We start from the raw sequence: 23,159 nt of genomic DNA, 5'->3' as shown, positions 1-23,159 counted from the left end.
TGTTAACATACTTATTTTAAGTTGATTCAGCGACGCAACGAGAGCAATTTAGTACATATGTACAATTCTACACCTTTTGTAGAAATTATTCGCTAGAATTCCTCAAAAAATTCTACAAATCCTGTCCATAAACCTCGATTCGTCTAAATTAAAAGCATACACAACAAGTCTATCGATCTCTATGCTTATATAACATAATTTTAATCGGCCGGTCAGTAAAGCCTCCGTGTGATACTGTACGATCTTGAGCTTATCCTGGTGCCTTTGGCGGGGTGTATAAACGACAAAACGGCTCCCACTTTCGCAGGAGCCGTTTTACATTAGCAAACAGGACGATTAACCCAGATACGTCTTCAACGCTTTGGACCGCGAAGTATGACGTAGCCGGCGAATGGCTTTTTCTTTAATCTGCCGAACTCGTTCGCGGGTCAGGTTGAATTTCTCGCCAATCTCTTCGAGGGTCATAGCATGTTCGCCGTTCAAACCGAAATAGAGGGTAATCACGTCGGCTTCCCGCTGCGTGAGCGTCGAAAGTGCCCGCTGTACTTCTTTTCGAAGCGAATCGTTGATAAGGCCCGAATCCGGTTTATCTTCCCCATCGTTTTCGAGTACATCGAGCAGGCTATTTTCTTCTCCCTGCACAAACGGCGCATCCATCGATACGTGACGGCCGGAAATTTTCAGTGTATCGACCACTTCAGCAGCCGAAATTTCCAGCACCGCGGCCAGTTCTTCGGGAGAAGGCTCCCGTTCGAATTTCTGCTCCAGGTCCGAGAAAGTCTTGGAGATTTTATTGAGCGAACCAACCCGGTTGAGCGGCAGCCGCACAATCCGCGACTGTTCGGCTAGTGCCTGCAGAATCGACTGGCGAATCCACCAGACGGCATACGATATAAACTTAAACCCGCGCGTTTCGTCGAAACGCTGAGCCGCTTTGATTAATCCTAAATTCCCCTCATTGATCAGGTCGCCCAGCGAAAGCCCCTGGTTTTGGTATTGCTTGGCCACCGACACCACAAAGCGTAGGTTTGCTTTGGTCAAGCGCTCAAGCGACAGTTGGTCACCTTCCCGAATCTTCTGGGCCAGCGTTACTTCCTCATCGGGCGTAAGCAGGTCTACTTTACCAATTTCCTGCAAGTACTTGTCTAACGACTGGCTCTCGCGGTTGGTAATCTGTTTTGAAATCTTTAGCTGTCTCATGATACGTTTTCCCCGGTGGACTGACTATATAACGCGAAGTATGAACGATGCATTACACAAAAAGTAACAATGACTTATGCATTTTTGTTCTCTGGTCTGGGCAGCAATACTTTGCGGGATAACCGGTATTTTCCGGTCTTTTTATCCACGTCGATCAGTTTCACTGTCACTTCATCGCCAATCTGCAAAACGCCGTCCATTGTCTCCAGCCGTTCCCACTTGATCTCGGAAATGTGCAAAAGTCCATCCTTACCCGGCATGAACTCGACGAAAGCACCGAAGGGTTGGATGGTTTTGACTTTACCTACGTAGGTTTCGCCTACTTCCGGTACGGCCACAATTCCTTTCACCCGCGATACGGCTTTGTCCATGCTTTCTTTGTTGGTCGCGAAGATGCTGACCCAACCTGCATTGTCGTGTTCGTCGATGTTTACGACAGCGCCCGAATCTTTCTGGATATCCTGAACGACTTTGCCACCGGGTCCAATAACAGCGCCGATCTGGTTGGTATCGATCTTGATGACCACAGCGCGGGGCGCGTGTGGTTTTAAGTCCGAAGCCACGCTGGCAATGCCTTTGGCCATTTCGCTCAGAATATGCAGCCGGCCAATCCGAGCCTGCTCGAGTGCCTGCGCCAGAACTTCGTACGACAGTCCGTCGACTTTCAGATCCATCTGACAGGCCACGATGCCCTTAGCGGTACCGGTTACTTTGAAGTCCATATCACCCAGGTGATCTTCATCGCCCAGAATATCGGACAGGACCGCGTATTTGTCCCCATCCGAGATGAGGCCCATGGCAATTCCTGCCACGGGCGCTTTGATTTTGATACCGGCATCCATCAGTGCCATGGTACCTGCGCAGACGGTCGCCATCGACGAAGAGCCGTTCGACTCCAGGATATCCGACACGATCCGAATGGTATACGGGTTCTCGTCTTCGGGGGGTAATACCTTCTTCAGCGAACGGTGCGCCAGGTTGCCATGACCGATTTCCCGTCGACCTGCCCCGCGGTTTGGTTTAACCTCACCCGTCGAGAAGCCGGGGAAATTATAGTGGAGCAGAAACTTCGAATAGCCCTGGTACATCGGCTGATCGACAATCTGTTCGTCTGTTTTCGTACCGAGGGTTACGGTAGTCAGCGACTGGGTTTCGCCCCGGGTAAACAGTGCCGAGCCGTGTGGCCCCGGCAGCAGGCCTACTTCGGCCGAAATAGGTCGAATCTGATCCAGTTTACGCCCGTCCAGGCGCGTCCGCTCGTCGAGCACCAGCCGACGCGACGCTTCCCATTCCAGATCGTGGAGGTAGGTTTTCACCAGACTGACATTTACTTCCGATCCTTCGGGGAACGAGGCTATATATTCATCCCGTACGGCCTTGAAGCTAGCCGAACGCCCTTTTTTGCTGGGATTCTGCTGCTGGGCAACCGCGTAAATTTTATCGTAGGTAGCCGCCCGAACAGCCGCCCGCAACTCTTCGTCGTGCGTTTCGTGGTTGTATTCGCGCTTCTCGGTTTTACCGACTTTGGCTTCCAGTTCCTTCTGCGCCTGGCACTGCGTTTTGATCGCGTCGTGGGCCGCTTTGAGCGCTTCCACCACTTCGGCTTCCGAGCATTCGCTCATTTCGCCTTCGACCATACAAATGTCTTTCTCGGTAGCCGCCACAATCAGGTCGATGGTAGCCCGTTCGAGTTCCGACGTTTTTGGGTTGATTTTATACTGGCCGTCGATCTTGGCCACGCGCACTTCGGAGATCGGACCATTGAAGGGAATATCCGATACCGCCAGGGCCGAGGAAGCCGCCAGCGCAGCCAGTGCGTCGGGCTGCACTTCAGGATCGGCCGAGATCAGCGTAATCATTACCTGCGTATCGGCATGGTAATTATCGGGGAAGATCGGCCGCAACGCCCGGTCGACCAACCGGCTGATCAGGATTTCGTAATCGCTCAACCGGCCTTCACGCCGTTGGAAGCTACCCGGAATCCGGCCAGCTGAAGCAAATTTTTCTTGATAATCGACGGATAGGGGAAGAAAGTCGACGCCTTCTTTCGCTTCTTTACTAGACACTACGGTGGCTAACAGCATCGTGTCGCCCAACCGTACAACTACCGCTCCGTCGGCCTGCCGAGCCATTTTTCCCGTTTCGATGGTAATTTCCCGACCGTCAGGAAGCACAACGGATTGCGTGGTGATTTGAAACATACAACAGATTTTGAATACGACCTCTTACAGCTTTTTTTGATTGCCCTGCAGCCAGGCTTTCGAAACCTCTCCGCCGTCGGCAATCATACCTCAATTTACGTAACTCATTTTTTGGTCAATCAGTTGCCGGTAAGCACCGATCGGTTTATACTGAAACAACAAAAATGAGGGAATCTACTGATGAAGCAGATTCCCTTTTTTGTGTCGAACAACGGCTTATTTCCGTAGTCCCAGCGCGGCCAGGATAGCCCGATACCGGCTGATCTCTTTCTTCTGCAGGTAGTTCAGCAGACGCCGGCGCTTACCGACTAATTTTAAAAGACCCAGTTGGGTGCCGTAATCGTGCTTGTGGACTTTCAGGTGCTCAGTTAAATGACTGATCCGATAGGTAAACAGCGCGATCTGGGATTCGGCCGACCCGGTGTCGGTTGCACTTTTGGCATGACCCGAGGTGGAGAAAATCTCCTGCTTTTTTTCGGTCGTTAGATACATCTTCAGACAGCTAAATTGATTAAAAATGAATTTGGGTGCAAAGATAAGAAAAGAATCGATAGTCGTCGGTAGCTCGTCAATAGTTTCTTTAACAGAAGACTTTCTTGCCCTATTCTTATCCCTGGTTACTGACTTATGGCCACCGTCGGACGATCTCGCCATTCGGTCCACCGGCGTTTCAGGCGCTCCCAGGCAATGACATACACATCCTTGTCGAACAAACGGGAATCATGACGGGCGCGCTGCATTAGCACCAGGCCAACGGGAAACAGCACCAGATTGGCCAGCCAGGCTCCGATCGGTACCCAGACCAGCCCGTCCTTGGCGTACTTGTCGCCCTGCAGGGTCAGCACATACAGGAAGATAAAAAATACGATGGATACCAGCACGGGCAGGCCAAAGCCCCCTTTTTTAATGATAGCTCCCATCGACGCCCCGATCAGGAACATGACAAACACCGACACCGACTGGGTAAATTTGTGATGGGTTTCCAGCTGGTATTTCCAGACGTTCTTTTCTTTTTCGTTCAGGTACGTTACGTTCGATGTAGAGTACGAGAGGACATTCTGAGCCTGGCTCAGGGCCATCTGCATCAGGTCCTGCCTGGGAATCGCTTGTTTTTTCAGCCGCTGATCTACCCAAGGTCCGTCTTTTACAGCCTGTTGCCGCAAGACCGCATCGGCTTTGAACTGGTAATTATAATATTGCCGTGAGGTACTGGCCACGCCGATACTCGTGCTTTTATAATCTTTGCGCAGGGAGTCGGTCAGGGTGGTCAGCTCCTTGAGGTTTTTCATGTACTCGTGATACTCGAACTGATTCTCGTCGGTTCGTTTGATACCGAACGATTCCAGGCTGATCACCAGCCGATAATCTTTGAAGCCGTTGCGCATAAACTGCGCCACCTTCGAACCCGGGTTGCCGCTGGTGTAGTTAAACGAGTTATTATCCGAATATTCCTGATAATCATTGCCGTTGAAGAGCTGAAACGTCAGATACGTCCGATCTTTATCCATGTACATTCGCCCCGAATCGGCCAGGATGATCTCCCGATTCCCGGTTTCCAGCCCGTTGGTTGCATGTTTATATATCACCAGCCCTTTCAGCAGGTCGCCATTTTTACTGTCTTTAGCAGCTTTTATCTTGTGATCGACTTTGATACTGTAGCCTGGCAGGTCATTATAAAAAATGCCTTCTTTCAGGTTCAGGGTTGCTTTGGCGGTCTTGATATCATAGAGCAGGCTATATCCTTTTAAATTAGCCCAGGGCGACACCGAGTTATTAAACCAGAACGAAAAGGCACTGATACCAAGGGCCACGATCAGCAGCGGGCGCATGGCGCGGGTCAGGGAGATCCCCGCACTTTTCATGGCCGTCAGTTCGAAGAATTCGCCGAGGTTGCCAAACGTCATCAGCGACGAGAGCAGAATGGCCAGCGGCAGGGCCGTCGGAATGGTCAGCAGCGCAAAATAAAAAAGCAGACGGGCAAAGGTAGCCAGGTCGAGGTCTTTCGTGACGAAATCATCGATGTAAAACATCAGTAGCCGCATCAGGAAAATAAAGATGACGACACCGAGGGTCAAAAAAAACGGCCCCCAAAATGAGCCGAGCACTAATTTGTCAATTTTCTTCATTGCAATGTGTCATGCAGAACGAAAAATGCAGAATGATATATTCGCAGAACAGTAACCGCATTATTCATTGTTCATTATCCATCATACATTAACTATTTTTAACTTCCGACAATCTCTTTCAGCTTATCCATCAGGCCATCCCAGAGATCCCGGAGCTCATCTTCGTCGGTCGTGGGAGAATAATCGATAATGCGCAGGAACGTCGATTGCGTCAACTCGCTCTGATCGACCCGAAAATCAACATAATTATTATCGACCCCATTTTCAGCCGTATCCAGAAACTCAAACCGCACCCCCTTATTCTGGCGCATGGACACTTGCCGGGCGATGTGACTTTCGTTATCCCACTGGAAATCGAACCGCTGTTCGGGCATGGTGTTTACCTTGCTGGCAAACCACTGCGATAGACCCGACGCTGTACTAATATAAGGAAACAGCATTTTGGGGGATGCCCGGAGTTCGTATTCCGTAATAAATTTAAATTTTTCCATACCTTATAGTCTCTAGAAAAGGGCCCTTGGCAAAGGTAAACGATTTTTTTTTCGAAAGTCAACGCTGTTTTTTGCCCTTAGCCAATTTTTCCTTACTTTTGTGGCATCGATCCGGCGGGGTAGCTCAGATGGTTAGAGCGTAGGATTCATAACCCTAAGGTCGGCAGTTCGATCCTGCTCCCCGCTACTCTGATTATCAATAAGTTAGCCTTCAATAGTATTCTATCGAAGGCTTTTTTTATGCGTCAGCTTTTTGGGAAGAGCAACTTAATGGCGGGTTTGCCACCCTATCCGTGCCGCAAAACGACCTGCTTTCGGACGGTTTTCTCAAAACCGCAGGCCTGGTCTGCAACCTTTCTCTGGTATCTGGCTGGAAAACCGGGTGCCGTTAAGGAGCACAGCTTCGCTCCGGGAGCAGGGCACTCCTGAAATTGGATTTGCCAGACGACGAAGTACAAAACCGGCCTCAGCAGTGGCCGATCAGTCCGGCCTCTCATTCGCTTATTTACGTTCGGCCAGCAGGGCGATAGAAACCGCAACGAACTGCATAACCACGCCCCCACCCAGCCACCACGCCCCCCGGGAAATGTGCTGAAGGAGCCCTATAATCCCTAACGCGACACTACTCATGGAAAGAAAAAAGAAGCAGGCCGCTAGCAGAGTCAAAACAACCTGCACTGGTTTTCGGGCGAGGTTATTGGCTCGATACGTGCGAATTCTGAACGGCCATAGGCTGGAATTCATAGGAAATGAGGCAAGTTGACACGAACATCCCCGTCAAGCCCATCAAACCCAAATCAAGTAAGCGGAAGCCCCTTTTTTCTAAGTCGAATGACTTTATTATCCTGCTGAATCCGTTCGGCTATTCTGGCTTCGACTTTTCTCCATTAGGTCGGCTGCGTAAACTTTTATAAAACCAATTGTTTTTTCGACTGATCAGGCCGTATAAAATTTTTGTAGTAACCAAAAACAATTTAATTCGTAATTAAGCCAGCCTGTTTCTTTTATTTACTATTTACGCACCGCAAGTCGGTTTACAGAGACGAGGATACCTATGAATATAAATTAATTATTGATTATTCATAAATTACCTTTATTTTGTGATCATTCACCCGCTTCCGCTAGTTTAATGATAAACCGTTCATCCAAACAGGACCTTTCGCATCCTCAGGACGATTCGTTCGATCAGTTGATCATTAAGTACATTCGTCAGGTTGGTAACTGCTACGAATCCGATAAAGCCATTCAGCAGGCAGTCAAAAATCTCGAAAAAACGATTAAAAAGACCCGCTGAAGAGTTTTTCACCAGTACCATATCTACCAGTTGCAGCCAGAGGTGCGCCTGGCTGGTGAACTGGTTCGGGACCAGCATGAACCTCTCCAATGCATTGGCAGTCACTGCATTCTTCTTCTGATCAGCAGACTCTTATCCGATCGCTGCCATGCCCGTTCGAACCGATGCGTCGTAGTTGCTTTTACGGATAGTTCAACGCAAAAAATATACGTCTCCACAACAAATGCTTGGTTTTCCGAAGCCGTCAGCGCCGGCGGTTCGAAGGCTTTCGGTCAAGCAGAAAGCAGGCTGAAGAATACCTCCCTTACGCTCGAAACAGCGGGCAGTGAGCGACCGTTTTTTGCCCGAAAGAGTTAAACGACGGCGCCCATACTGAGCGTCCCGGATCTGCATTGGCACAAAATATACCGAGTCCTTTCCGTAGGTTTCCGTAAATCATTACATTCGGGCTCACTCATCAATAAAACACAAGTATGCGTAAACCCTTGCTCTTTGTCGGTCTGTTGCTGAGCAGCTCACAACTCATCGTTGCTCAGGATGAGAAACTGGACCTAACCACCATTCAGAAAATTCGGGAAGAAGGTCTTCAGCACTCGCAGGTCATGGAAACAGCGTTCTACCTGACCGACGTCAATGGTCCCCGGCTTCAGGGACCTGGCTTTATGAAAGCGGCCAACTGGGCAAAAGGTAAACTAGCGGGCTGGGGTCTGCAAAATGCCCGCCTGGAAGCATGGGGCGAATGGGGCAAAGGCTGGGGGGTTGAACACTGCTATCTGGCCATGACGGCCCCTTATTACAAATCGATTATTGCCGTACCGCGAGCCTGGAGTGGAAGTACCAACCAACTTCAGGCGGCCGATATTCTTTACATCAGCTTCACCGACACGACAGCCCTGGAAAGCTACCGCAGCAAGCTCAAAAACAAAGTCATTCTGCTCGATCAGTCGTATACACTCAGCCCGACCTATAAAGCCGACGCTACCCGCTATACCGACGAAGCCCTTCAGAAAATGGCTGGCGAAGCGCCCCCCAGCCAGCAGCCAACGACCGATACGTCGTTCCGGGGCCGGATCATGGCTATGCGGACCCAGAACGCATTCAACCAGAAAATGCGAAAACTCGCCAAACAGGAAGGAGCATTGGGTATGCTAAACACGACCGTGAACAGCGTAGACGGTACCTTGTTCGTGAGCGGTGATTACGCCAATGCGGCCATCGGAGCGACACCCGACGATCTGGCCGACCTGTCGATTGCCGTGGAGGATTACCTGACGCTTTGTCGGCTCATGAAAGCAGGGATTCCGGTAAAGCTGGACATCCACGTAAAAACGAAGTTTTACACAGACGACACCAAAGGCTATAACGTGCTGGCGGAAATTCCGGGTACGGACCCCAAACTAAAAGACGAGGTCGTAATGCTGGGCGCCCATTTCGACTCCTGGCATGCCGCCACGGGGGCTACCGATAACGCAGCGGGTAGTTCGGTGATGATGGAGGCTGTCCGTATTCTCAAAACCATCGGTGCAAAACCCCGGCGGACGATCCGGATTGCGCTCTGGAGCGGTGAAGAACAGGGATTACACGGCTCAAAAAATTACGTAACCAACCATCTTGTCGACAAAGCGACCGGGAAACTGACGAAGGAAGGCGACAACATAGCGGCTTATTTTAACGTCGATAACGGGACCGGAAAAATTCGGGGAGTTTATTTACAGGGAAACCAGGAAGTAGGGCCCATTTTCAGCCAGTGGCTCAAGCCCTTCAACGACCTGGGTGCCACGACCGTAACTCCGCGCAATACGGGCGGCACTGATCACCTTTCGTTCGACCGGGTCGGTCTGGCAGGCTTTCAGTTTATCCAGGACCCCATCGAGTATGGCACTCGTACGCACCATACGAACATGGATACCTACGACCATCTGCAACCCGATGACCTGAAACAGGCCGCTACCGTCGTGGCCAGCTTCGTGTATCAGGCTGCCATGCGTGATCAGAAACTCCCCCGTAAAACGGCTCCCGCGACGCAGGCAGCCCGCTAACCACTGAAACCACCCGTTGCCGTTGCTGATTATTTATCATGGGAAAATTTCACGATTCCATCAAGCCTGCCCATCAGGCGTTTATCCGGAAACAACACATCTTTTTTGTTGGCACAGCGCCATTAAGCACTGATGGCCACGTCAATGTTTCGCCTAAAGGACTCGATTGCTTTCGGGTGCTAAGCGACAATCAGGTTGCCTACATGGACCTCATCAGCAGCGGAAACGAAACCTCGGCCCATACGCTGGAAAACGGTCGAATCACCTTTATGTTCTGCTCGTTCGACGGGGCACCCAACATCCTTCGGCTCTACGGAAAAGGGTTTACCGTATTACCCGATACCGCCGAGTGGGCAACCTATTCCCCTCATTTCAACATTTATCCAAGCACCCGCCAGCTGATCGTGGCGGATATCGAGCTGGTGCAGACCTCCTGCGGATTTGGGGTGCCGTTGTTTGACTACGCAGGCGAGCGGGATATTCATTTTGGCTGGGCAGAGAAACAAGGTAAAGAGGGTTTACAGGATTACGTTCAGGAAAAGAATTTGATCAGCCTGGATGGCCTTCCGACCAACTTAGGCCTGCAGATGGAAAAGAACTGACTGCCCGAATTCGTTATAAGGAGACGATAACCGGTTGTCGGGCCATTCGAATGGCCCAACAACCGTTGACTGACCACTGTTGACGGATGACTTATTTTGTAAAACGCGGGTCCATTGTTCGCCAGATTTGGGGCGATGCCGATGTCATTTTGTTAGTATTTGCCGGATCTGCTGCCGAATTTGCCCTGAACCGGGCGGTCGACTGGCTGTTTTTTACGGGCAAGCTGCCCGCCGATCCGATCGCCCGCCTGTTTTCGACGGTACGCTACGCGCAGGAGATCGTTTTTTTGCCCGACGACAAAGCGCGAAAAACCATTGCCCGCATGAGCTCTATCCACGAAGGTGTTGAACAGAAACGCGGGTATGCGATTCCGGACTGGGCGTACCGCGATGTGCTGTACATGCTGATCGACTATTCGGAACGGGCGTTCGAAACGATGCACCGGCCCCTCACCAACGCCGAGCGCGAGGAGTTGTTCCAGACATTCCGGGAAGTGGGTGTGGGCATGCACGTTCCTGATCTGCCCACCAGTTATGTAGCCTGGAAAACCGACCGCCAGGCCCACCTCAACCGCGACCTGGTCCACAGCGAATTTACCGATAAGCTCTTCCAGCGCTACCGTGAGCAACTGGGCAACTGGCGGTACGATCTGCTGCGGCAGGTACAGAGTATGCTCGTTCCCGAACAGGTAAGCCAGTTGCTGGACTTACCCAGAAAGCCTTTGCTGGCGTACACCCTCGGCCTGTACGGCATGCTCAACGCCCTGGGGCTGCGGTCCGTGGTGCAGCGGGTACTGCTCCCCACCGAATACCTGGATCAGATTCGGGCACTCGACCGGTAGCGTTCGATTTATTTAACGCCAAAAACCCCTTCTCCGACAAACAGCGATCTGTCGGAGAAGGGTTTTTGGCTTAGACCGTATGCCCCAGGGACGAGAGCCTCTTTCCAGGTCTGGTATTGAGCGTCCGGATAAAAATCAGCCTGGTCCGTTACCTAATTCTCATCAGCTTCATCAGCGGTCAGTTGACGAATCCAGTTAGGAGTGTACTGAACGACCGGTGATTATGACCAGCCAGAATCTACCGATAAAGGCCATACCGAGTACAGGACAGGTTGAGCCACCAGTCCACGGATCGGCTCTGAGGTCTCATACAGGGGCCTGGGGTAGTTTAAATACGCCTAGCCTATGCGCTGACCCATTAGTAAATTCTGACAACAACGCACTAACATAACTGTAACGAACATCTCTTTAAACTCAACACATATGAAAAAGTCGCTTGCTCTTTTCTGGGCGCTGATGCTGAGCCTGTTTCTGGCCGCCCTGACGCCCGCGTGGGCACAAAATCAACCAACGGAGCATGGTCACGATGAGGACCAGTCGGTCGTAACCGACCAGAACGATAACGAAGACCACGAAACAAGCCTGGGCTGGGTGGGTCTGTTAGGCCTGCTGGGAGCCGTGGGTGTGCTGGGTCCGGATCGGCGGCTAAGCCGACGTGGGGGAACGCCAGCCGGTGCCGCCCATATACTGATGATGGGCAGCCTGACGCTGGCGCTTAGTGTAACCCTGTGGACGGTCACCCCCGCGCTGGCGCAGACCGCCCCCGAAGAAACCGGCCAGCACGGAGCCGATGTCAGCCAGTCGGACAGCGACCCGGCAAACTATCCGAATCTTGGCTGGGTGGGCCTGCTGGGTCTGGTTGGCCTGCTCGGTCTGCGCCGGGGGCGTCGTACCACCGACGAAAGAACCCATCCCGGGAGTGCAACCCGGTAAGTGACGCTTGTAGAATAAGTATCAATCCTTGACCGCAATACCATGATGAATCTCATTCGATACTATGCGCCCGAGCGCGAATCAATCGGCGGGCCTAACCAACCACCCGGCCACAGCCACGCCGACAACTACGACCCCGACACCAACCCGGACCGCAACGTAGCCGAGGATGGCCCGAGCGGAGAAAACACCAAAAATAACGGAGAACACGGCGGAGGCTTATGGACCAGTGGCGGTGAGGTCATTACCGGCAACGCCAACAACGATGGGGAGTTTGGAAAGCCACAGCCCGATCGGCAAGCGACACCTTACCCGGGAACCGAGTCCAATTAACGAACCGGCATGACCGTCGACTAAATTTGTCAGTCCATGCGTGAATCGTTGCTGGCCGGGAATAGCTAGTTAGTAAAACTTGTTACCCCCAACCAGTTCGCCTGTTTTGGCGAACTGGTTGGGGTCTTTTTTAGGTTAACCCTGTAAGATATGGTTCGTCGTTCGTAGCTTGGGATTCGTTGCGCAGGCCTTTCCGGCGAACCACTACGTTTCTACTTCATCAACAATGGCAACCCCAATTACCACTTCCATATTCGACCTGTTTAAAGTCGGACCGGGACCATCGAGCTCGCACACGATCGGGCCGATGAAAGCCGCTTTCGACTTTCGCCAGCGGCTGGCAAATCTGCCACCGGCGATTCAGCAACGGGCCGACGCCATCCATATTCACCTGTACGGCTCCCTGAGCGCTACAGGCAAGGGGCACGGCACCGACCGGGCCATCGTAGCGGGGCTAATGGGCTGGCAACCCGAAACCACCGACCCCGATGCGCTCCTGAAACTCCTCAAAGACCCGAGCGTTACCTATCCCGTTCCGGTTGGCGAAACCACTATCCTGATTGGACCGGAACAGCTTTTTTTCGAGCGAAAGCGCTACGATTCACCCTACGCCAATACCCTGGTGCTGGTGCTCATGTCGGGGCAGGAACGGCTATACGAAGAAGAATATTATTCCATCGGGGGTGGGTTCATCATCCGGAAGGGCGAACCCGAAACGACCACCGATCCGCAGGCGGTGCCGTATCCCTACAGCTCTATGAATGAGCTGAAAGCGCAGCTGACCACTCATCAGATTTCGCTCGATGAACTGCTGATGGCGAATGAAATGGCCCTGACCGGCCGCAGCCGCGCGGATGTCAATCAACGCATCGACCAGCTTCTGGATTTCATGCACAAAGCCGTTCGGCGCGGTCTGCGGCACAAAGGTACGCTGCCCGGTTCCATTAAGCTCAGCCGGAAGGCGCCGATTCTGTTTCAGCAGGCCAAGGGTCTGAGCCAGTCGTCGGATAGTTTTCTGATTTTTCTGAATGCTTACTGCCTGGCCGCTTCCGAGGAAAACGCAGCAGGCGGCATCGTGGTTACCGCCCCCACGTCGGGCGCTTCGGGAGTTATTCCGGGGCTCACCTACCTGGCAAAGCACCATTTTCACTACAGCCCATCTACGCTGCGGACGGGTATGCTGGCAGCAGCCGCTATTGGGTTTCTGGTCAAGCATAACGCCAGCATCTCCGGGGCCGAAATGGGCTGCATGGGCGAAATCGGTACGGCTTCTGCCATGGGGGCGGCCTTTCTGACCCGCTGCGCCCAGTCGGTCAGCGACATTGGCCCGATCGAAGCGGCCGCCGAAATCGGAATCGAACATCACCTGGGCATGACATGTGACCCCATTGGCGGCTACGTGCAGATTCCATGCATCGAACGAAACGCAATGGGGGCGGTTAAAGCCTATAATGCCTTCTTACTGGCTACGTCCGGAGCGGCTTCTTTCCAGAAAATTTCGCTCGATTCCGTGATAAAAGTGATGAAAGCCACTGGCCGGGATATGTCGACGAAATACAAAGAAACCTCCGAAGCTGGTCTGGCCCTAAGTGCTACCGAATGTTAGAACCCGACGCTAGGATTCGAGATCGACGGTCGCGCTCGGTTTCCACTGCGGCTGTCCTTCATTTCCTTGCTGCCAAAACAATTCAGGGGCTTTAACGCGTTTTTAATTGAACGCCACGCTTTATTGTGGCTTACCCCTGCATTATGACAAATATTTACACGCCCCAGCAACAGCGCGTTCTGCTCATCACGAGTCTGATCATCATTGCGGGCTTCATTCTTTTTGGTTTGAGCGGTTATATATCGGCGTTTCTGGGCGCTGGTATTCTCTACGTAGTTTTTCGGCCCTGGTTTACAGCACTGGCCATCAAGCGCCACTGGAACCGCTCGCTGGTCACCTCCTTGCTGATCGTTTTCGCGCTGGTGGTGATCATCATGCCATTCCTGACCCTAAGTCTGCTGCTTATCGACCGGATTCAGTACTACAGCCAGCACACGGAAGACATTCTGAACCTCGTCCGGAAAGCCGAAGACCTGACGGGTTATAAGATTACCAGCCAGCAAAATATTCAAACCATTCTGCGGCAGGGTGGCACCTACGCCAGTCGGCTCCTACCCTCGCTGGCGGGCGGAGCGCTGGATTTCATCGTCATTATCGGGCTGATGTTTTTCACGCTGTACTTCATGTTTGTGCAGCAGGAGTCGTTTCAGAAAGGCCTGCAGAAATACCTGCCTTTTAAGAAAGACACGCAGCGCGAACTGGGGGAGTCGCTTAAGAACAACGTGAATGCCAACGTGCTCGGGCAAGCCCTGGTGAGCTTCGTACAAGGCGTACTAACCGGTCTTACCCTCTGGATTTTCGGCGTACCCGATGCGCCCTTCTGGGGAGTAGTTGCGTTTTTTCTGGCCTTTATTCCGGTATTGGGAACGCCCCTCGTCTGGGGCCCGGCAGGTTTAATTCAACTCTCGCAGGGCAATACAGGCCAGGGTGTGGGAATTCTGCTGGTCGGAGTGATCGTAATTATCAACATCGATAACCTGTTGCGGATCATGCTGGCCAAACGCATGGGCGACATCCACCCGCTGGTCACTCTGGCGGGCATTGTGCTGGGTGTTCCTATTTTCGGGATTCTGGGGCTGGTCGTCGGCCCTTTGCTCCTCTCCTACTTCATCGTATTGATCGACGTGTTCGAACGCGAAAACAAGCAGCAGGAAAAAGAAGTAGCCAAAGCCGAAGAACGCGTCGAGCAGGAAGCGGAAAAAACTAAATGAATAATGCACAATGTATAATGAATAATGGCAAGTCGGCGAACCGTTCATCATTCATTATACATTGTGCATTATTTAATTACCCGAAGTTACTGCCTCGTCACCTTACTGGCACCTGAGGTTTCGGAGTCGATCGTACCGACGTGGCCAAAATCGGCGTGGCTGGCACCACCAGCATCGACATTAGCGCGGTCGATGTTCATACCTGTAGCCTCTAGTTTACAGGCTCCGCTCAGATCAGCTTCGAGTTGTTCGGCGTGTCCGCGCAACACAACGTTCGAGGCACCCGACAGGTCGAGGTCCAGGTTGCGCACCTCACCGTCGAACACGGTCCGGCAAGCACCGCTCATCCCGATTTTCAGGTCGTTGTATTTCTCGAACCCGGTCAGGCTGGCCTTGGAAGCTCCTGATAATTCGAGTTCTTCGATGGCTTTCGGCACCGTAATGGTCAGGCCAATGCGTTTGTGGTTACCCCAGTTGAACAACCCTTTCCCATCAATGGATACTTTAAGCGTGCTGCCATCAACTTTGACGTTGATATCGTCCAGGTCCTTCTCCCGGCCATCGGCAACCACTTTATAGGATTCGCCTTTCCGGAAGCGGACTACAAATGCACCGCTTACGTCTACTTTCGAAAAGGTATTCACGTTGAACTGACGGGTATGATCACCGATCCGATCGAAGTCATCGCCCAGCTCATTCGTCACCGCGTTCTGCACATCGTCAGTCAGGTCTGTCACTTCGTTATCCTCATCGTTATCATCACGATCTTTTTCGCGTGGGTAGGTCAGGCAAACCAATCCTTCGGCTTTGGTGAATTTCCAGAGACTGGAATCCATCCGGTCCAGTTCGCGTTCGCCGAACTCATTGCGGATGTAGCGGGCAAACGAGCGGGTCATACGGAAGGGCTTCTCGTAGGGAATCATCAGGTCCATATCCAGATCCTGCGCCCGGAAATGCGCCTGGGGAGCCAGTTCCAGCCCGTTATCGAAGCGAACGGTCGAGTCTTTGATCGTGTACACATACCGGATCTGGCGTGCATTCGCCTGGGCATCGGAGCGGCTGCGACCCTGCGCCCGGAAATACTGTACCAGACTCAGCGACGTGCCTTCGTAGCCTTTCAGTTCGATTGACGGCTGCCAGTGGTCGTTGTCGACCTCGTTGATCGCGAATGTGGGCACAGCAGCCGGTACGTTCAGGGTTTTAGTTTCTTCGACCGTACCCCGGCGCTGAAAGCTGTTGATCAGCGGAGTGGCCGTTCCGGCCAGCACGACCATGCTGCCAAGCCATAAGCCCGCCAGTGTCAGCGCGGTCCGGCTGCTCAGTACGCTCCGCATGGTAATCAGCATCACGCCCAGAATCGCCAGTCCAAAGGCGGGAATCAGACCCACCAGAAATCCGGACAGTACCATTGGCAACGAAATGTCGGCCCTGAACAGTTCGAAGGGAAAATCGCTGTTCAGGAATGTTCCTCCCGACCCGATCCCAATGGCGGCCCCCAGAAAGGCCAGACAGACAATCATAAAGGCAAAACCCAGGATTAGTAGCATAACGCCGGCAAACACCCGGATGACCGCTACCACACCGTTCAGCAAAGGGCCTAACGCACTGCCCAGGCCGCCGATGATGGTGGCGATGGCCCGAAACGGAAACAACAGAATCCGGGTCAGGGTACTTTCGTTCGTCGGCGACTCGTTGATATTCAGGTTTTGTTTAATGCTGTTTTCAATGTTCGAGAGCGTGATGGGCTGCCCTTGCATTTCCATTTTTTCGGTCAGCGTATTCGCCTGCGGAGCAATCATCCAGAGCACCAGGTAAAGCAGAAAACCTACTCCGAAAAACACGATACCCAGCACGAATAGTAACCGGATCACTCCCGTATCGACACCGAAGTAGGCGGCAATACCCGAAGCTACGCCCCCGAGTACTTTATTTTCGGGATTCCGGAAAAACTTTTTAACGGTTTTATCATCTTCGATCCCCGTCGTTCCGGGCAGCGCAATCCACATGGCGATATACACGATGAAGGTGAAGCCCGATACACCCGCGCCGAACTCATGACCCAGCGGAGGCATGGCCAGGAACAGCGCCAGAAAGATCAGACGAACCCATACCACGTCGACATTGAAATAATAAGCTAGTCCGGCACATACGCCCCCGAGGGTTTTCCGACGTGTATCCCGCACGAGTCGGCGCGGGGCGAACGCCGTATTTGGAGCCTGCGGCATGGGGTTGCCCGTCGGATCCCGAAACTCTTTCCCCTTTGCCCCTGCTCCCACGCCCGACGCCGAATTGCGCCCACCGCTGGTCACGAGCACTTCTTCTTCCTCGACCGCTTCAAAATCGGCCACCGTACCCATGGCTGCGATGAGCTCGTTTACGTCTTCCAACGAAACCGCCTGTTTGTCAGCCGCTTTCAGGGTAACCAACAGTTTTTCGGCAATCCGATTTTCAATGTCCGTAACGATCTCCTGGCTGTCTTCGTAAGTAGAGAAATACTGCTGAACGCTGGTCAGGTAATTTTTAAGTTTATCGTAGCCGTCCTCTTCGATATGAAAGATGACGCCACTGATATTAATGCTTATGGTCTTTTTCATGGCTTTTGAGTCGGGACTAGGTTAAGCGTTGGCTGGAGGGGTTGGTGGAGCGATGACGGAGGTAGCGCCGTTGGCCGGTTTTTTATGCTGTTCGACCCGCCCGACCACCGCGTTGACCGATTCGGAGAGCTCCTGCCAGGTTTCGGTGAGGGCTTCCAGGGAGTTCCGGCCCAGTTCGGTGAGGATATAGTATTTTCGCGGAGGTCCGGAGGTCGACTCCACCCATTTATAATCGAGCAGACCGGCGTTTTTCAATCGGGTTAACAGAGGGTATAGGGTACCCTCCACAACCATGATGCGGGCGGAGGTCAGCTCATCCAGCATATCGGAGGCATAGATTTCGCCCCGCGATATGATGTGCAGGATGCAAAATTCGAGAATCCCCTTCCGCATTTGCACCTGAGCATTTTCAATATTCATTCGCGTATGATGGTTTCGTGATTTTCATGGATCAAAGGTACAATAAGGTACTATGCGATGCAAGGTACCTTTTATTTTTTATTTCATATTCGGTATCAGTGGTAAAAAAATGAGGATGAGCGGTGCTATTGTCCGTTTCCAAAGTAAATGCGACTTTGCCACACTAAATGTGACACTGCTAAAGTTAATGCGAAGCTTTAGGCCAATTACTTTTTTCGGCCTCCGTTAATTAAAATATTCAAGGGACCAAACCGCTCAACTTAGTTCGTCAGACTACAGGGGGAGTGTTGGTAAATGGTAGCAACACCGCAACCAGCGCTGCAGGAACTACGGCCAGCGTTACGGTCCAATATAATCCGTTAGCTACCGTATCCGTACGCGGTGTTATTGGCGATTGTAGTCTATCGGGAGATGCCGTTACATACTACGTTGGACCACCTGGAAGTAGCAATATAACCTTCACCGCTACCGGCGGTGGGGATAATGGATCGTCCTACTGTATTGGGAACACGCGGAACTATCAGGCGAATCCCACATTACCCCTTTCTCAATATAGCTATAACTGGAGTATTCCAACAGGAAGTAGCAACGTCAGTTATTTTTCTTCTTAAGGGCCCAATGCAACCGTTTCAGCCGATTCATTGGGAGGGTTTGTGGTGCAGATGGACGTATCCCAAATCGGCTTTAGCGCCATAGGGGCAGTTCCCGGACGTTTTTTGTGGGTAACTGTAGTAGCTATCGTGTGGCCGTCAGTAGGTTCTCGCTTAATTAAGCGACTTGTGGCTATGCCGCCTATTGTGCAGGGCGCGGCTAGTGCAATGGTGGTGCTGCCCATTTAATCCTCCTAAACCTTAGGGAAATTTAGTTATCAGTTTAGGCTGTAACCTTTCGTCAAAGTGGGAGTTTCCACTCGAAATCTCTATACCCTTTAGGCCAGTAACTGACTGCTAGTAGTTAGCGAGCGTAAGCAGATTTATCGACGCGCAAACTAGTTGCTAATCAGGAACAGCCAAATCCATTACCTATGAGTCAATTTTTTGTCAAGCTCCTTGTCATCAGCCTCCTCTTGGGACCAAATCATCTAAACGCGCAAATGGCGTATAAAGTCCAGGATCACTATAGTAAAACCGAGACCTACATTACCATGCGCGATGGTGTCAAACTGTTTACGGCTATCTATACCCCTAAACTAGCCACAGCGACCCGCCCCTATCCAATCCTGTTGCAACGAACCTGCTATGGCATTGACCCGTACGGTAATAATAGTTATCCCAACAGCTTAGGCCCATCGATGACGATGATGCAGGAGGGCTATATCATGGTTTATCAGGACGTGCGGGGCCGCTACAAAAGTGAAGGGAAGTTTACCAACATGACACCCGTAACGGTTCACAAAAGTAAGACAGGCGTGGACGAAAGCTCCGATACCTTTGACACCATTGACTGGTTGGTCAAGCACGTACCGAACAATAATGGCAATGTGGGGATGTGGGGGATATCTTACCCGGGTTTTTACGCAGCAGCCGGTCTGCTGAGTAACCATCCCGCCCTGAAAGCATCCAGCCCGCAGGCACCCGTTTCAGACTTCTTTTTTGATGACTTTCATCATAATGGAGCCTTTTTGCAGAGTTATTTTTTATTATTTCCCTGGTTTGGCGTTCCAAAGAAAGACACGACCACCTTTGCCTGGTACGATAGCCCGCCAGTTAATACGGCTAAAGTTGTCCGGGATGGCTACCAAATTTACCTGGATCAAGGCCCCCTGACGTTTGCTGACACCTACTATAAAGATAACGTCTTTTGGCAGGAAACGGTGAATCATCCCAATTATGACGACTACTGGCGAAAAAGAGCTGTACTTCAGCACTATCAGCCCAATCTAAAAACGGCTGTTATGACCGTTGGGGGCTGGTTTGACGCCGAAGATCTGTCGGGGCCACTGAATCTTTACAAGACCATTGAGAAGAAAAGCCCCGGCACCTACAACACGATTGTCATGGGGCCGTTTGGTCATGGTGGATGGGCCTATGAGACAGGCCATACCCTGCACAGTAACCTCTATTTCGGCGATAGCCTGGCGAGCTTCTATATGAATGAGATTGAAGCCAAATTCTTCCGTCATTTTTTGAAGGGCATAGGCGACAGCACGGGGTTACCGGAAGCGTATATGTTTGATACGGGCCTGAAAAAATGGAATCAGTTTGATCAATGGCCCGCTGCTCGTATTCGTAAGCAAAAGCTTTACCTAAATGCAGCGGGTACATTAGATCGGCAACCCCCTAAAAAGGTTGAGTCCGTATCGTACCTCAGTGATCCCCTGAAGCCAGTTCCCCACACCGAGGATTTGACATCGACGATGAACTTTACGCCTTACAATTACATGAGCGAAGACCAACGCTTTGCAGGCCGTCGGCCCGACGTACTGATGTTTCAAACAGGTGCTTTGTCTCAAGATGTGACCCTAGGAGGGGAAATTAAAGCGTATCTTAACGTAGCGAGTACCGGTACAGATGCTGATTTCTTTGTCAAACTGATTGATGTCTATCCCCTGGACGAACCCAATCATGCCTACATGCCCACTAAAAACGTCACTTTGGGCAATTACTGGCAGATGGTTCGTTCGGAAATGATGCCTGCCCGGTTTCGTAACAGCTTTGAAAAGCCTCAGCCCCTGCGCGCTGGTCAGAAAACGGCCGTCCATTTTCCGTTGCAGGATGTGCTCCATACCTTTAAAAAAGGGCATCGGATCATGATCCAGGTCCAAAGTACAGCCTTCCCCTTATTCGCGCGTAACCCCCAGACATTCGTTCGCAACCCGTATAAAGCCAAGTCCTCCGATTATGCGAAGGCCACCCAAACTGTTTTCAACGACAGTTTTATTGAGGTGGATTTGCTAGCAGGGGCTATTACTGAAAATGCCCAGCCATCCGTCTGGAATTTTGAGGACTACCGACCCAGCGTGATTGGCATGGCTCCATTCGAAAACGGGGCTCAATCTGTTAGCACCAGCACATCGGTGGTTACCCTTCGCTTTTCCCAAAAGATGGATACGCGATATTATAGTTTTGGCAAAGGCTCTTTGGGCATAGAAAGCATGGCGAGGGTGAAACGGTTAATAGGTTTTTCGGAGGATGCTAAATCGTTCTCCTTTGAACTTGACGTGAAACCGAATCAGCGTTACCAGTTAGTGATCGGTTCAAGTTTTCGCAATGAGAATGGCGATCGACTCAAACCTTACCTGATTGATTTTAAGACCAAAGACTAGAGGTTATTAGGCAGTACAGCCGTTTTGAACAGCCCTGTTGTGACTTATACGTTCTGGGTAGTGTATATTTCTAAAATGGCTCAAAAAATTTAGGGCGTACAGGCGAAAGAAAAGTTAAAATCTCTGTTGAGTACTACCTCACAAAACCCTCCCATATGAGAATCAGGAGTGTTCACAAAAGTGCATCTTAGTCGGGTTGTTGCATTAACCGGATTACCCACCAGTAACTAGCATAAAACTCGCTTCGTTGCCTAATAGAATGGTAGTGGCTTAGCGTTGGAATGCTTCAGTTACTAAATAGCCTATATATATGGGATAGTGACCTGGTACGCGGTATTCTAATTTTAGGCCAGTATCTTCCCTTATTCAATCCGAACAAAGCTGGCGCCACAGCCTTCGTAGCAGGGAGGTATGATGTTCATAGTATCTCCTCTTATAATCAACCCCACTAGATAGCCTGTAGTATCCTTTTCACTCGCTAGAAACCAAAGTTGGCGGAAGGCGCTAGCGGAATCGACTCGGTAGAAAGGCCGATCAAAATAATCACCTAACTGATTGCCTTCTTTACTCACCCGTCCTTGAGCAGTAAAGGTCAACGCTTGCAGGGGACTGGCGGGTATGGGTGTTATAAAATTACTAGCGCCAGTAGACCCATTGAGCCTAAATAACCGCCACCTGCCTACGATGCCCGATCCGGCTTTGTTTTTAGGCGTAGCAGCATCTGGGGAGCACCCTAACAAAATTAGCACTAATAACCAAACATAGAGTTTGCCCTGCTTCATGATAAGCTGTCATTTCTGGTAATGATTCCCCAACCGCTCGTATGGTTGCAAATCGCAGTTTAGGGACTTGACTATCTTCTATTTTATGGTCCCCTGTCCGGGTTTGGTTCTTAGAATAGTTGATTGATACAAGATTCTTTCTGTGGCTTGACTGGAAAAATTCAACTATTACTTATTCTAAAGTAAGGCTCCAACAGGAAATAAAACGGATCCAATAGTCGGGCGTTTTTTGTGGCATTGAGTTATAAAATAGATTATGTATGATTTCGGTCAAAATCATGATGGTAGTCAACGAAGCTTGAATGGCAGGTACCAAAATAGTTCGGCATCCGCTGTAACCATCCTGGCAAGCTGAAGTTTTCACCAAAATTCGAAAGGAATTCTAAACCCTATGGTGCAAGTCACGGCCGGACTTCCAAATGTGGCTTTTGACTACTTCCAACCCTTTACTTTATCACCATGCTTCGTAATTATCTGACAATCGCTTTCGCACCTGGCTAAAAACTGAGTATATTCTTTTATTAACATTGGTGGATTAGCGGTTGGTATGGCCGTCGCCATGCTGATTGGCCTCTGGATTTGGGATGAGCTTTCTTACGATAAATCATTCGCTAATTACGACCGGATTGCTCGCGTCTCGCTCCACCAGACCGATAATGGTAGTATATCAACCAGCGACTGGGCGCCGTTGCCATTAGGAACTACGCTCAAACGTGACTATAGCAGCGACTATAGCCACGTTGTTTTGGCGCATCAAACAGGCGAACTAATTCTGGCACATGGTACGAATCAGTTTGCCCGAAGCGGAGATTATGTAGAACCGGAATTCTTCCAGATGTTGCCGCTAAAGCTGGTTGAGGGTACTCGTTCAGGGCTGGATGACCCGGCGTCGATACTCGGGTGCCAATGGGGTGTCGAACACGATTCTGATGGCTGGAGGTTACGAATCCCGCTATTCAGGTTTTGCGGTCTACTATCCCGACGGCACGCCGAATCAACGCCTGGGGGTGAAGATTGACGTTTCTGTTTCACTGACAATTCAAGGCGTTCTAAGTGGTCAGGACGAAGTCTTACAGCGGGCCTTGCTCTTCATTGAACAACAGGGGCGGCTAGAGGTTGCTTAATCAACGTCCTGGTAACTTTTCTCTTTGCTATGGTCAACTTTCTGTTTACCTGACACGTTTACTTAGCAAGTCCCATACTCATTTGCTTCATCTCAC

At 51.2% G+C, this 23,159-nt stretch carries 18 protein-coding genes, 1 tRNA gene and 1 pseudogene; 12 read left to right on the top strand and 8 right to left on the bottom strand.

Annotated elements, in window-relative coordinates:
• Positions 1 to 336: 336 nt before the first annotated feature.
• The 5 genes from ACYVC2_RS13030 to ACYVC2_RS13010 form a co-directional block, all read right to left on the bottom strand.
• Positions 337 to 1,200, bottom strand: coding sequence for a sigma-70 family RNA polymerase sigma factor (locus ACYVC2_RS13030; RefSeq protein ID WP_009282104.1), 864 nt, complete (start codon positions 1,198 to 1,200; stop codon positions 337 to 339).
• A gap of 74 nt (positions 1,201 to 1,274) precedes the next feature.
• Positions 1,275 to 3,401, bottom strand: coding sequence for a polyribonucleotide nucleotidyltransferase (locus ACYVC2_RS13025; protein WP_461102863.1), 2,127 nt, complete (start codon positions 3,399 to 3,401; stop codon positions 1,275 to 1,277).
• A 216-nt stretch (positions 3,402 to 3,617) separates the two neighbouring features.
• Positions 3,618 to 3,893, bottom strand: a complete 276-nt coding sequence (rpsO, locus tag ACYVC2_RS13020) for a 30S ribosomal protein S15 (protein ID WP_461102862.1) — start codon at positions 3,891 to 3,893, stop codon at positions 3,618 to 3,620.
• 125 nt (positions 3,894 to 4,018) lie between these two features.
• Positions 4,019 to 5,527 (bottom strand): LptF/LptG family permease, encoded by a 1,509-nt coding sequence (locus tag ACYVC2_RS13015; protein WP_461102861.1) that lies wholly within the window; start codon positions 5,525 to 5,527, stop codon positions 4,019 to 4,021.
• 98 nt (positions 5,528 to 5,625) lie between these two features.
• Positions 5,626 to 6,018 carry an START-like domain-containing protein gene (locus ACYVC2_RS13010; RefSeq protein WP_461102860.1) on the bottom strand — a complete coding sequence of 131 codons (393 nt, stop codon included), beginning with the start codon at positions 6,016 to 6,018 and terminating at the stop codon, positions 5,626 to 5,628.
• A gap of 113 nt (positions 6,019 to 6,131) precedes the next feature.
• Between ACYVC2_RS13010 and ACYVC2_RS13005 the strand changes: the two genes are divergently transcribed.
• Positions 6,132 to 6,205, top strand: a tRNA-Met gene (locus tag ACYVC2_RS13005).
• A 314-nt stretch (positions 6,206 to 6,519) separates the two neighbouring features.
• Here ACYVC2_RS13005 and ACYVC2_RS13000 read toward each other — a convergent pair.
• Positions 6,520 to 6,762 carry a hypothetical protein gene (locus ACYVC2_RS13000; RefSeq protein WP_461102859.1) on the bottom strand — a complete coding sequence of 81 codons (243 nt, stop codon included), beginning with the start codon at positions 6,760 to 6,762 and terminating at the stop codon, positions 6,520 to 6,522.
• Between the two features lie 385 nt (positions 6,763 to 7,147).
• On the opposite strand from ACYVC2_RS13000, the gene ACYVC2_RS12995 reads away from it, so the two are divergent.
• The 8 genes from ACYVC2_RS12995 to ACYVC2_RS12960 all read left to right on the top strand — a co-directional run bounded on the left by ACYVC2_RS12995 (position 7,148) and on the right by ACYVC2_RS12960 (position 14,878).
• Complete coding sequence (locus ACYVC2_RS12995) at positions 7,148 to 7,312, top strand: hypothetical protein (protein WP_461102858.1); 165 nt, start codon at positions 7,148 to 7,150, stop codon at positions 7,310 to 7,312.
• Between the two features lie 473 nt (positions 7,313 to 7,785).
• The gene (locus ACYVC2_RS12990) at positions 7,786 to 9,351 is read left to right on the top strand and encodes a M28 family metallopeptidase (RefSeq protein WP_461102857.1); all 1,566 of its coding nucleotides are present in this window, start codon (positions 7,786 to 7,788) and stop codon (positions 9,349 to 9,351) included.
• Positions 9,352 to 9,389: 38 nt separating this feature from the next.
• Positions 9,390 to 9,953, top strand: coding sequence for a pyridoxamine 5'-phosphate oxidase family protein (locus tag ACYVC2_RS12985; RefSeq protein ID WP_461102856.1), 564 nt, complete (start codon positions 9,390 to 9,392; stop codon positions 9,951 to 9,953).
• Between the two features lie 86 nt (positions 9,954 to 10,039).
• Entirely contained in the window at positions 10,040 to 10,795 is a 756-nt protein-coding gene (locus tag ACYVC2_RS12980) for an oxygenase MpaB family protein (RefSeq protein WP_461102855.1), read from the top strand.
• Positions 10,796 to 11,218: 423 nt separating this feature from the next.
• Entirely contained in the window at positions 11,219 to 11,728 is a 510-nt protein-coding gene (locus ACYVC2_RS12975; protein WP_461102854.1) for a WGxxGxxG family protein, read from the top strand.
• Between the two features lie 42 nt (positions 11,729 to 11,770).
• Positions 11,771 to 12,061, top strand: coding sequence for a hypothetical protein (locus ACYVC2_RS12970; protein WP_461102853.1), 291 nt, complete (start codon positions 11,771 to 11,773; stop codon positions 12,059 to 12,061).
• A gap of 226 nt (positions 12,062 to 12,287) precedes the next feature.
• Positions 12,288 to 13,667 (top strand): L-serine ammonia-lyase, encoded by a 1,380-nt coding sequence (locus ACYVC2_RS12965; protein ID WP_461102852.1) that lies wholly within the window; start codon positions 12,288 to 12,290, stop codon positions 13,665 to 13,667.
• Between the two features lie 143 nt (positions 13,668 to 13,810).
• Positions 13,811 to 14,878, top strand: a complete 1,068-nt coding sequence (locus tag ACYVC2_RS12960; protein WP_461102851.1) for an AI-2E family transporter — start codon at positions 13,811 to 13,813, stop codon at positions 14,876 to 14,878.
• Positions 14,879 to 14,964: 86 nt separating this feature from the next.
• Here the strand turns inward: ACYVC2_RS12960 and ACYVC2_RS12955 are convergent, their stop codons facing one another.
• Together ACYVC2_RS12955 and ACYVC2_RS12950 are read right to left on the bottom strand one after the other, a co-directional pair.
• Entirely contained in the window at positions 14,965 to 17,472 is a 2,508-nt protein-coding gene (locus tag ACYVC2_RS12955) for a PspC domain-containing protein (protein ID WP_461102850.1), read from the bottom strand.
• A 21-nt stretch (positions 17,473 to 17,493) separates the two neighbouring features.
• A complete protein-coding gene (locus tag ACYVC2_RS12950; protein WP_461102849.1) occupies positions 17,494 to 17,892 on the bottom strand; it encodes a PadR family transcriptional regulator in 399 nt (132 codons plus the stop codon).
• Between the two features lie 1,024 nt (positions 17,893 to 18,916).
• Here ACYVC2_RS12950 and ACYVC2_RS12945 point away from each other — a divergent pair.
• The 3 genes and pseudogenes from ACYVC2_RS12945 to ACYVC2_RS12935 all read left to right on the top strand — a co-directional run bounded on the left by ACYVC2_RS12945 (position 18,917) and on the right by ACYVC2_RS12935 (position 23,063).
• Positions 18,917 to 21,157, top strand: coding sequence for a CocE/NonD family hydrolase (locus ACYVC2_RS12945; protein WP_461102848.1), 2,241 nt, complete (start codon positions 18,917 to 18,919; stop codon positions 21,155 to 21,157).
• Between the two features lie 1,329 nt (positions 21,158 to 22,486).
• Positions 22,487 to 22,744, top strand: a pseudogene (locus tag ACYVC2_RS12940) (ABC transporter permease); the annotation flags it as partial.
• Positions 22,745 to 22,817: 73 nt separating this feature from the next.
• Positions 22,818 to 23,063, top strand: a complete 246-nt coding sequence (locus ACYVC2_RS12935; protein ID WP_461102965.1) for a hypothetical protein — start codon at positions 22,818 to 22,820, stop codon at positions 23,061 to 23,063.
• Positions 23,064 to 23,159 lie beyond the last annotated feature (96 nt).

This window comes from Spirosoma koreense (assembly GCF_054777875.1).
Note: the sequence above shows the minus strand (reverse complement) of the source record. Positions and strands in the feature narration are given on the sequence as shown.

Excerpts from the sequence above, each read along its gene's own strand:
- ACYVC2_RS13030 (WP_009282104.1), bottom strand. The coding sequence starts at position 1,200 with ATGAGACAGCTAAAGATTTCAAAACAGATTACCAACCGCGAGAGCCAG.
- ACYVC2_RS13025 (WP_461102863.1), bottom strand. The coding sequence starts at position 3,401 with ATGTTTCAAATCACCACGCAATCCGTTGTGCTTCCTGACGGTCGGGAA.
- rpsO (WP_461102862.1), bottom strand. The coding sequence starts at position 3,893 with ATGTATCTAACGACCGAAAAAAAGCAGGAGATTTTCTCCACCTCGGGT.
- ACYVC2_RS13015 (WP_461102861.1), bottom strand. The coding sequence starts at position 5,527 with ATGAAGAAAATTGACAAATTAGTGCTCGGCTCATTTTGGGGGCCGTTT.
- ACYVC2_RS13010 (WP_461102860.1), bottom strand. The coding sequence starts at position 6,018 with ATGGAAAAATTTAAATTTATTACGGAATACGAACTCCGGGCATCCCCC.
- ACYVC2_RS13000 (WP_461102859.1), bottom strand. The coding sequence starts at position 6,762 with ATGAATTCCAGCCTATGGCCGTTCAGAATTCGCACGTATCGAGCCAAT.
- ACYVC2_RS12995 (WP_461102858.1), top strand. The coding sequence starts at position 7,148 with ATGATAAACCGTTCATCCAAACAGGACCTTTCGCATCCTCAGGACGAT.
- ACYVC2_RS12990 (WP_461102857.1), top strand. The coding sequence starts at position 7,786 with ATGCGTAAACCCTTGCTCTTTGTCGGTCTGTTGCTGAGCAGCTCACAA.
- ACYVC2_RS12985 (WP_461102856.1), top strand. The coding sequence starts at position 9,390 with ATGGGAAAATTTCACGATTCCATCAAGCCTGCCCATCAGGCGTTTATC.
- ACYVC2_RS12980 (WP_461102855.1), top strand. The coding sequence starts at position 10,040 with ATGACTTATTTTGTAAAACGCGGGTCCATTGTTCGCCAGATTTGGGGC.
- ACYVC2_RS12975 (WP_461102854.1), top strand. The coding sequence starts at position 11,219 with ATGAAAAAGTCGCTTGCTCTTTTCTGGGCGCTGATGCTGAGCCTGTTT.
- ACYVC2_RS12970 (WP_461102853.1), top strand. The coding sequence starts at position 11,771 with ATGATGAATCTCATTCGATACTATGCGCCCGAGCGCGAATCAATCGGC.
- ACYVC2_RS12965 (WP_461102852.1), top strand. The coding sequence starts at position 12,288 with ATGGCAACCCCAATTACCACTTCCATATTCGACCTGTTTAAAGTCGGA.
- ACYVC2_RS12960 (WP_461102851.1), top strand. The coding sequence starts at position 13,811 with ATGACAAATATTTACACGCCCCAGCAACAGCGCGTTCTGCTCATCACG.
- ACYVC2_RS12955 (WP_461102850.1), bottom strand. The coding sequence starts at position 17,472 with ATGAAAAAGACCATAAGCATTAATATCAGTGGCGTCATCTTTCATATC.
- ACYVC2_RS12950 (WP_461102849.1), bottom strand. The coding sequence starts at position 17,892 with ATGAATATTGAAAATGCTCAGGTGCAAATGCGGAAGGGGATTCTCGAA.
- ACYVC2_RS12945 (WP_461102848.1), top strand. The coding sequence starts at position 18,917 with ATGAGTCAATTTTTTGTCAAGCTCCTTGTCATCAGCCTCCTCTTGGGA.
- ACYVC2_RS12935 (WP_461102965.1), top strand. The coding sequence starts at position 22,818 with ATGACCCGGCGTCGATACTCGGGTGCCAATGGGGTGTCGAACACGATT.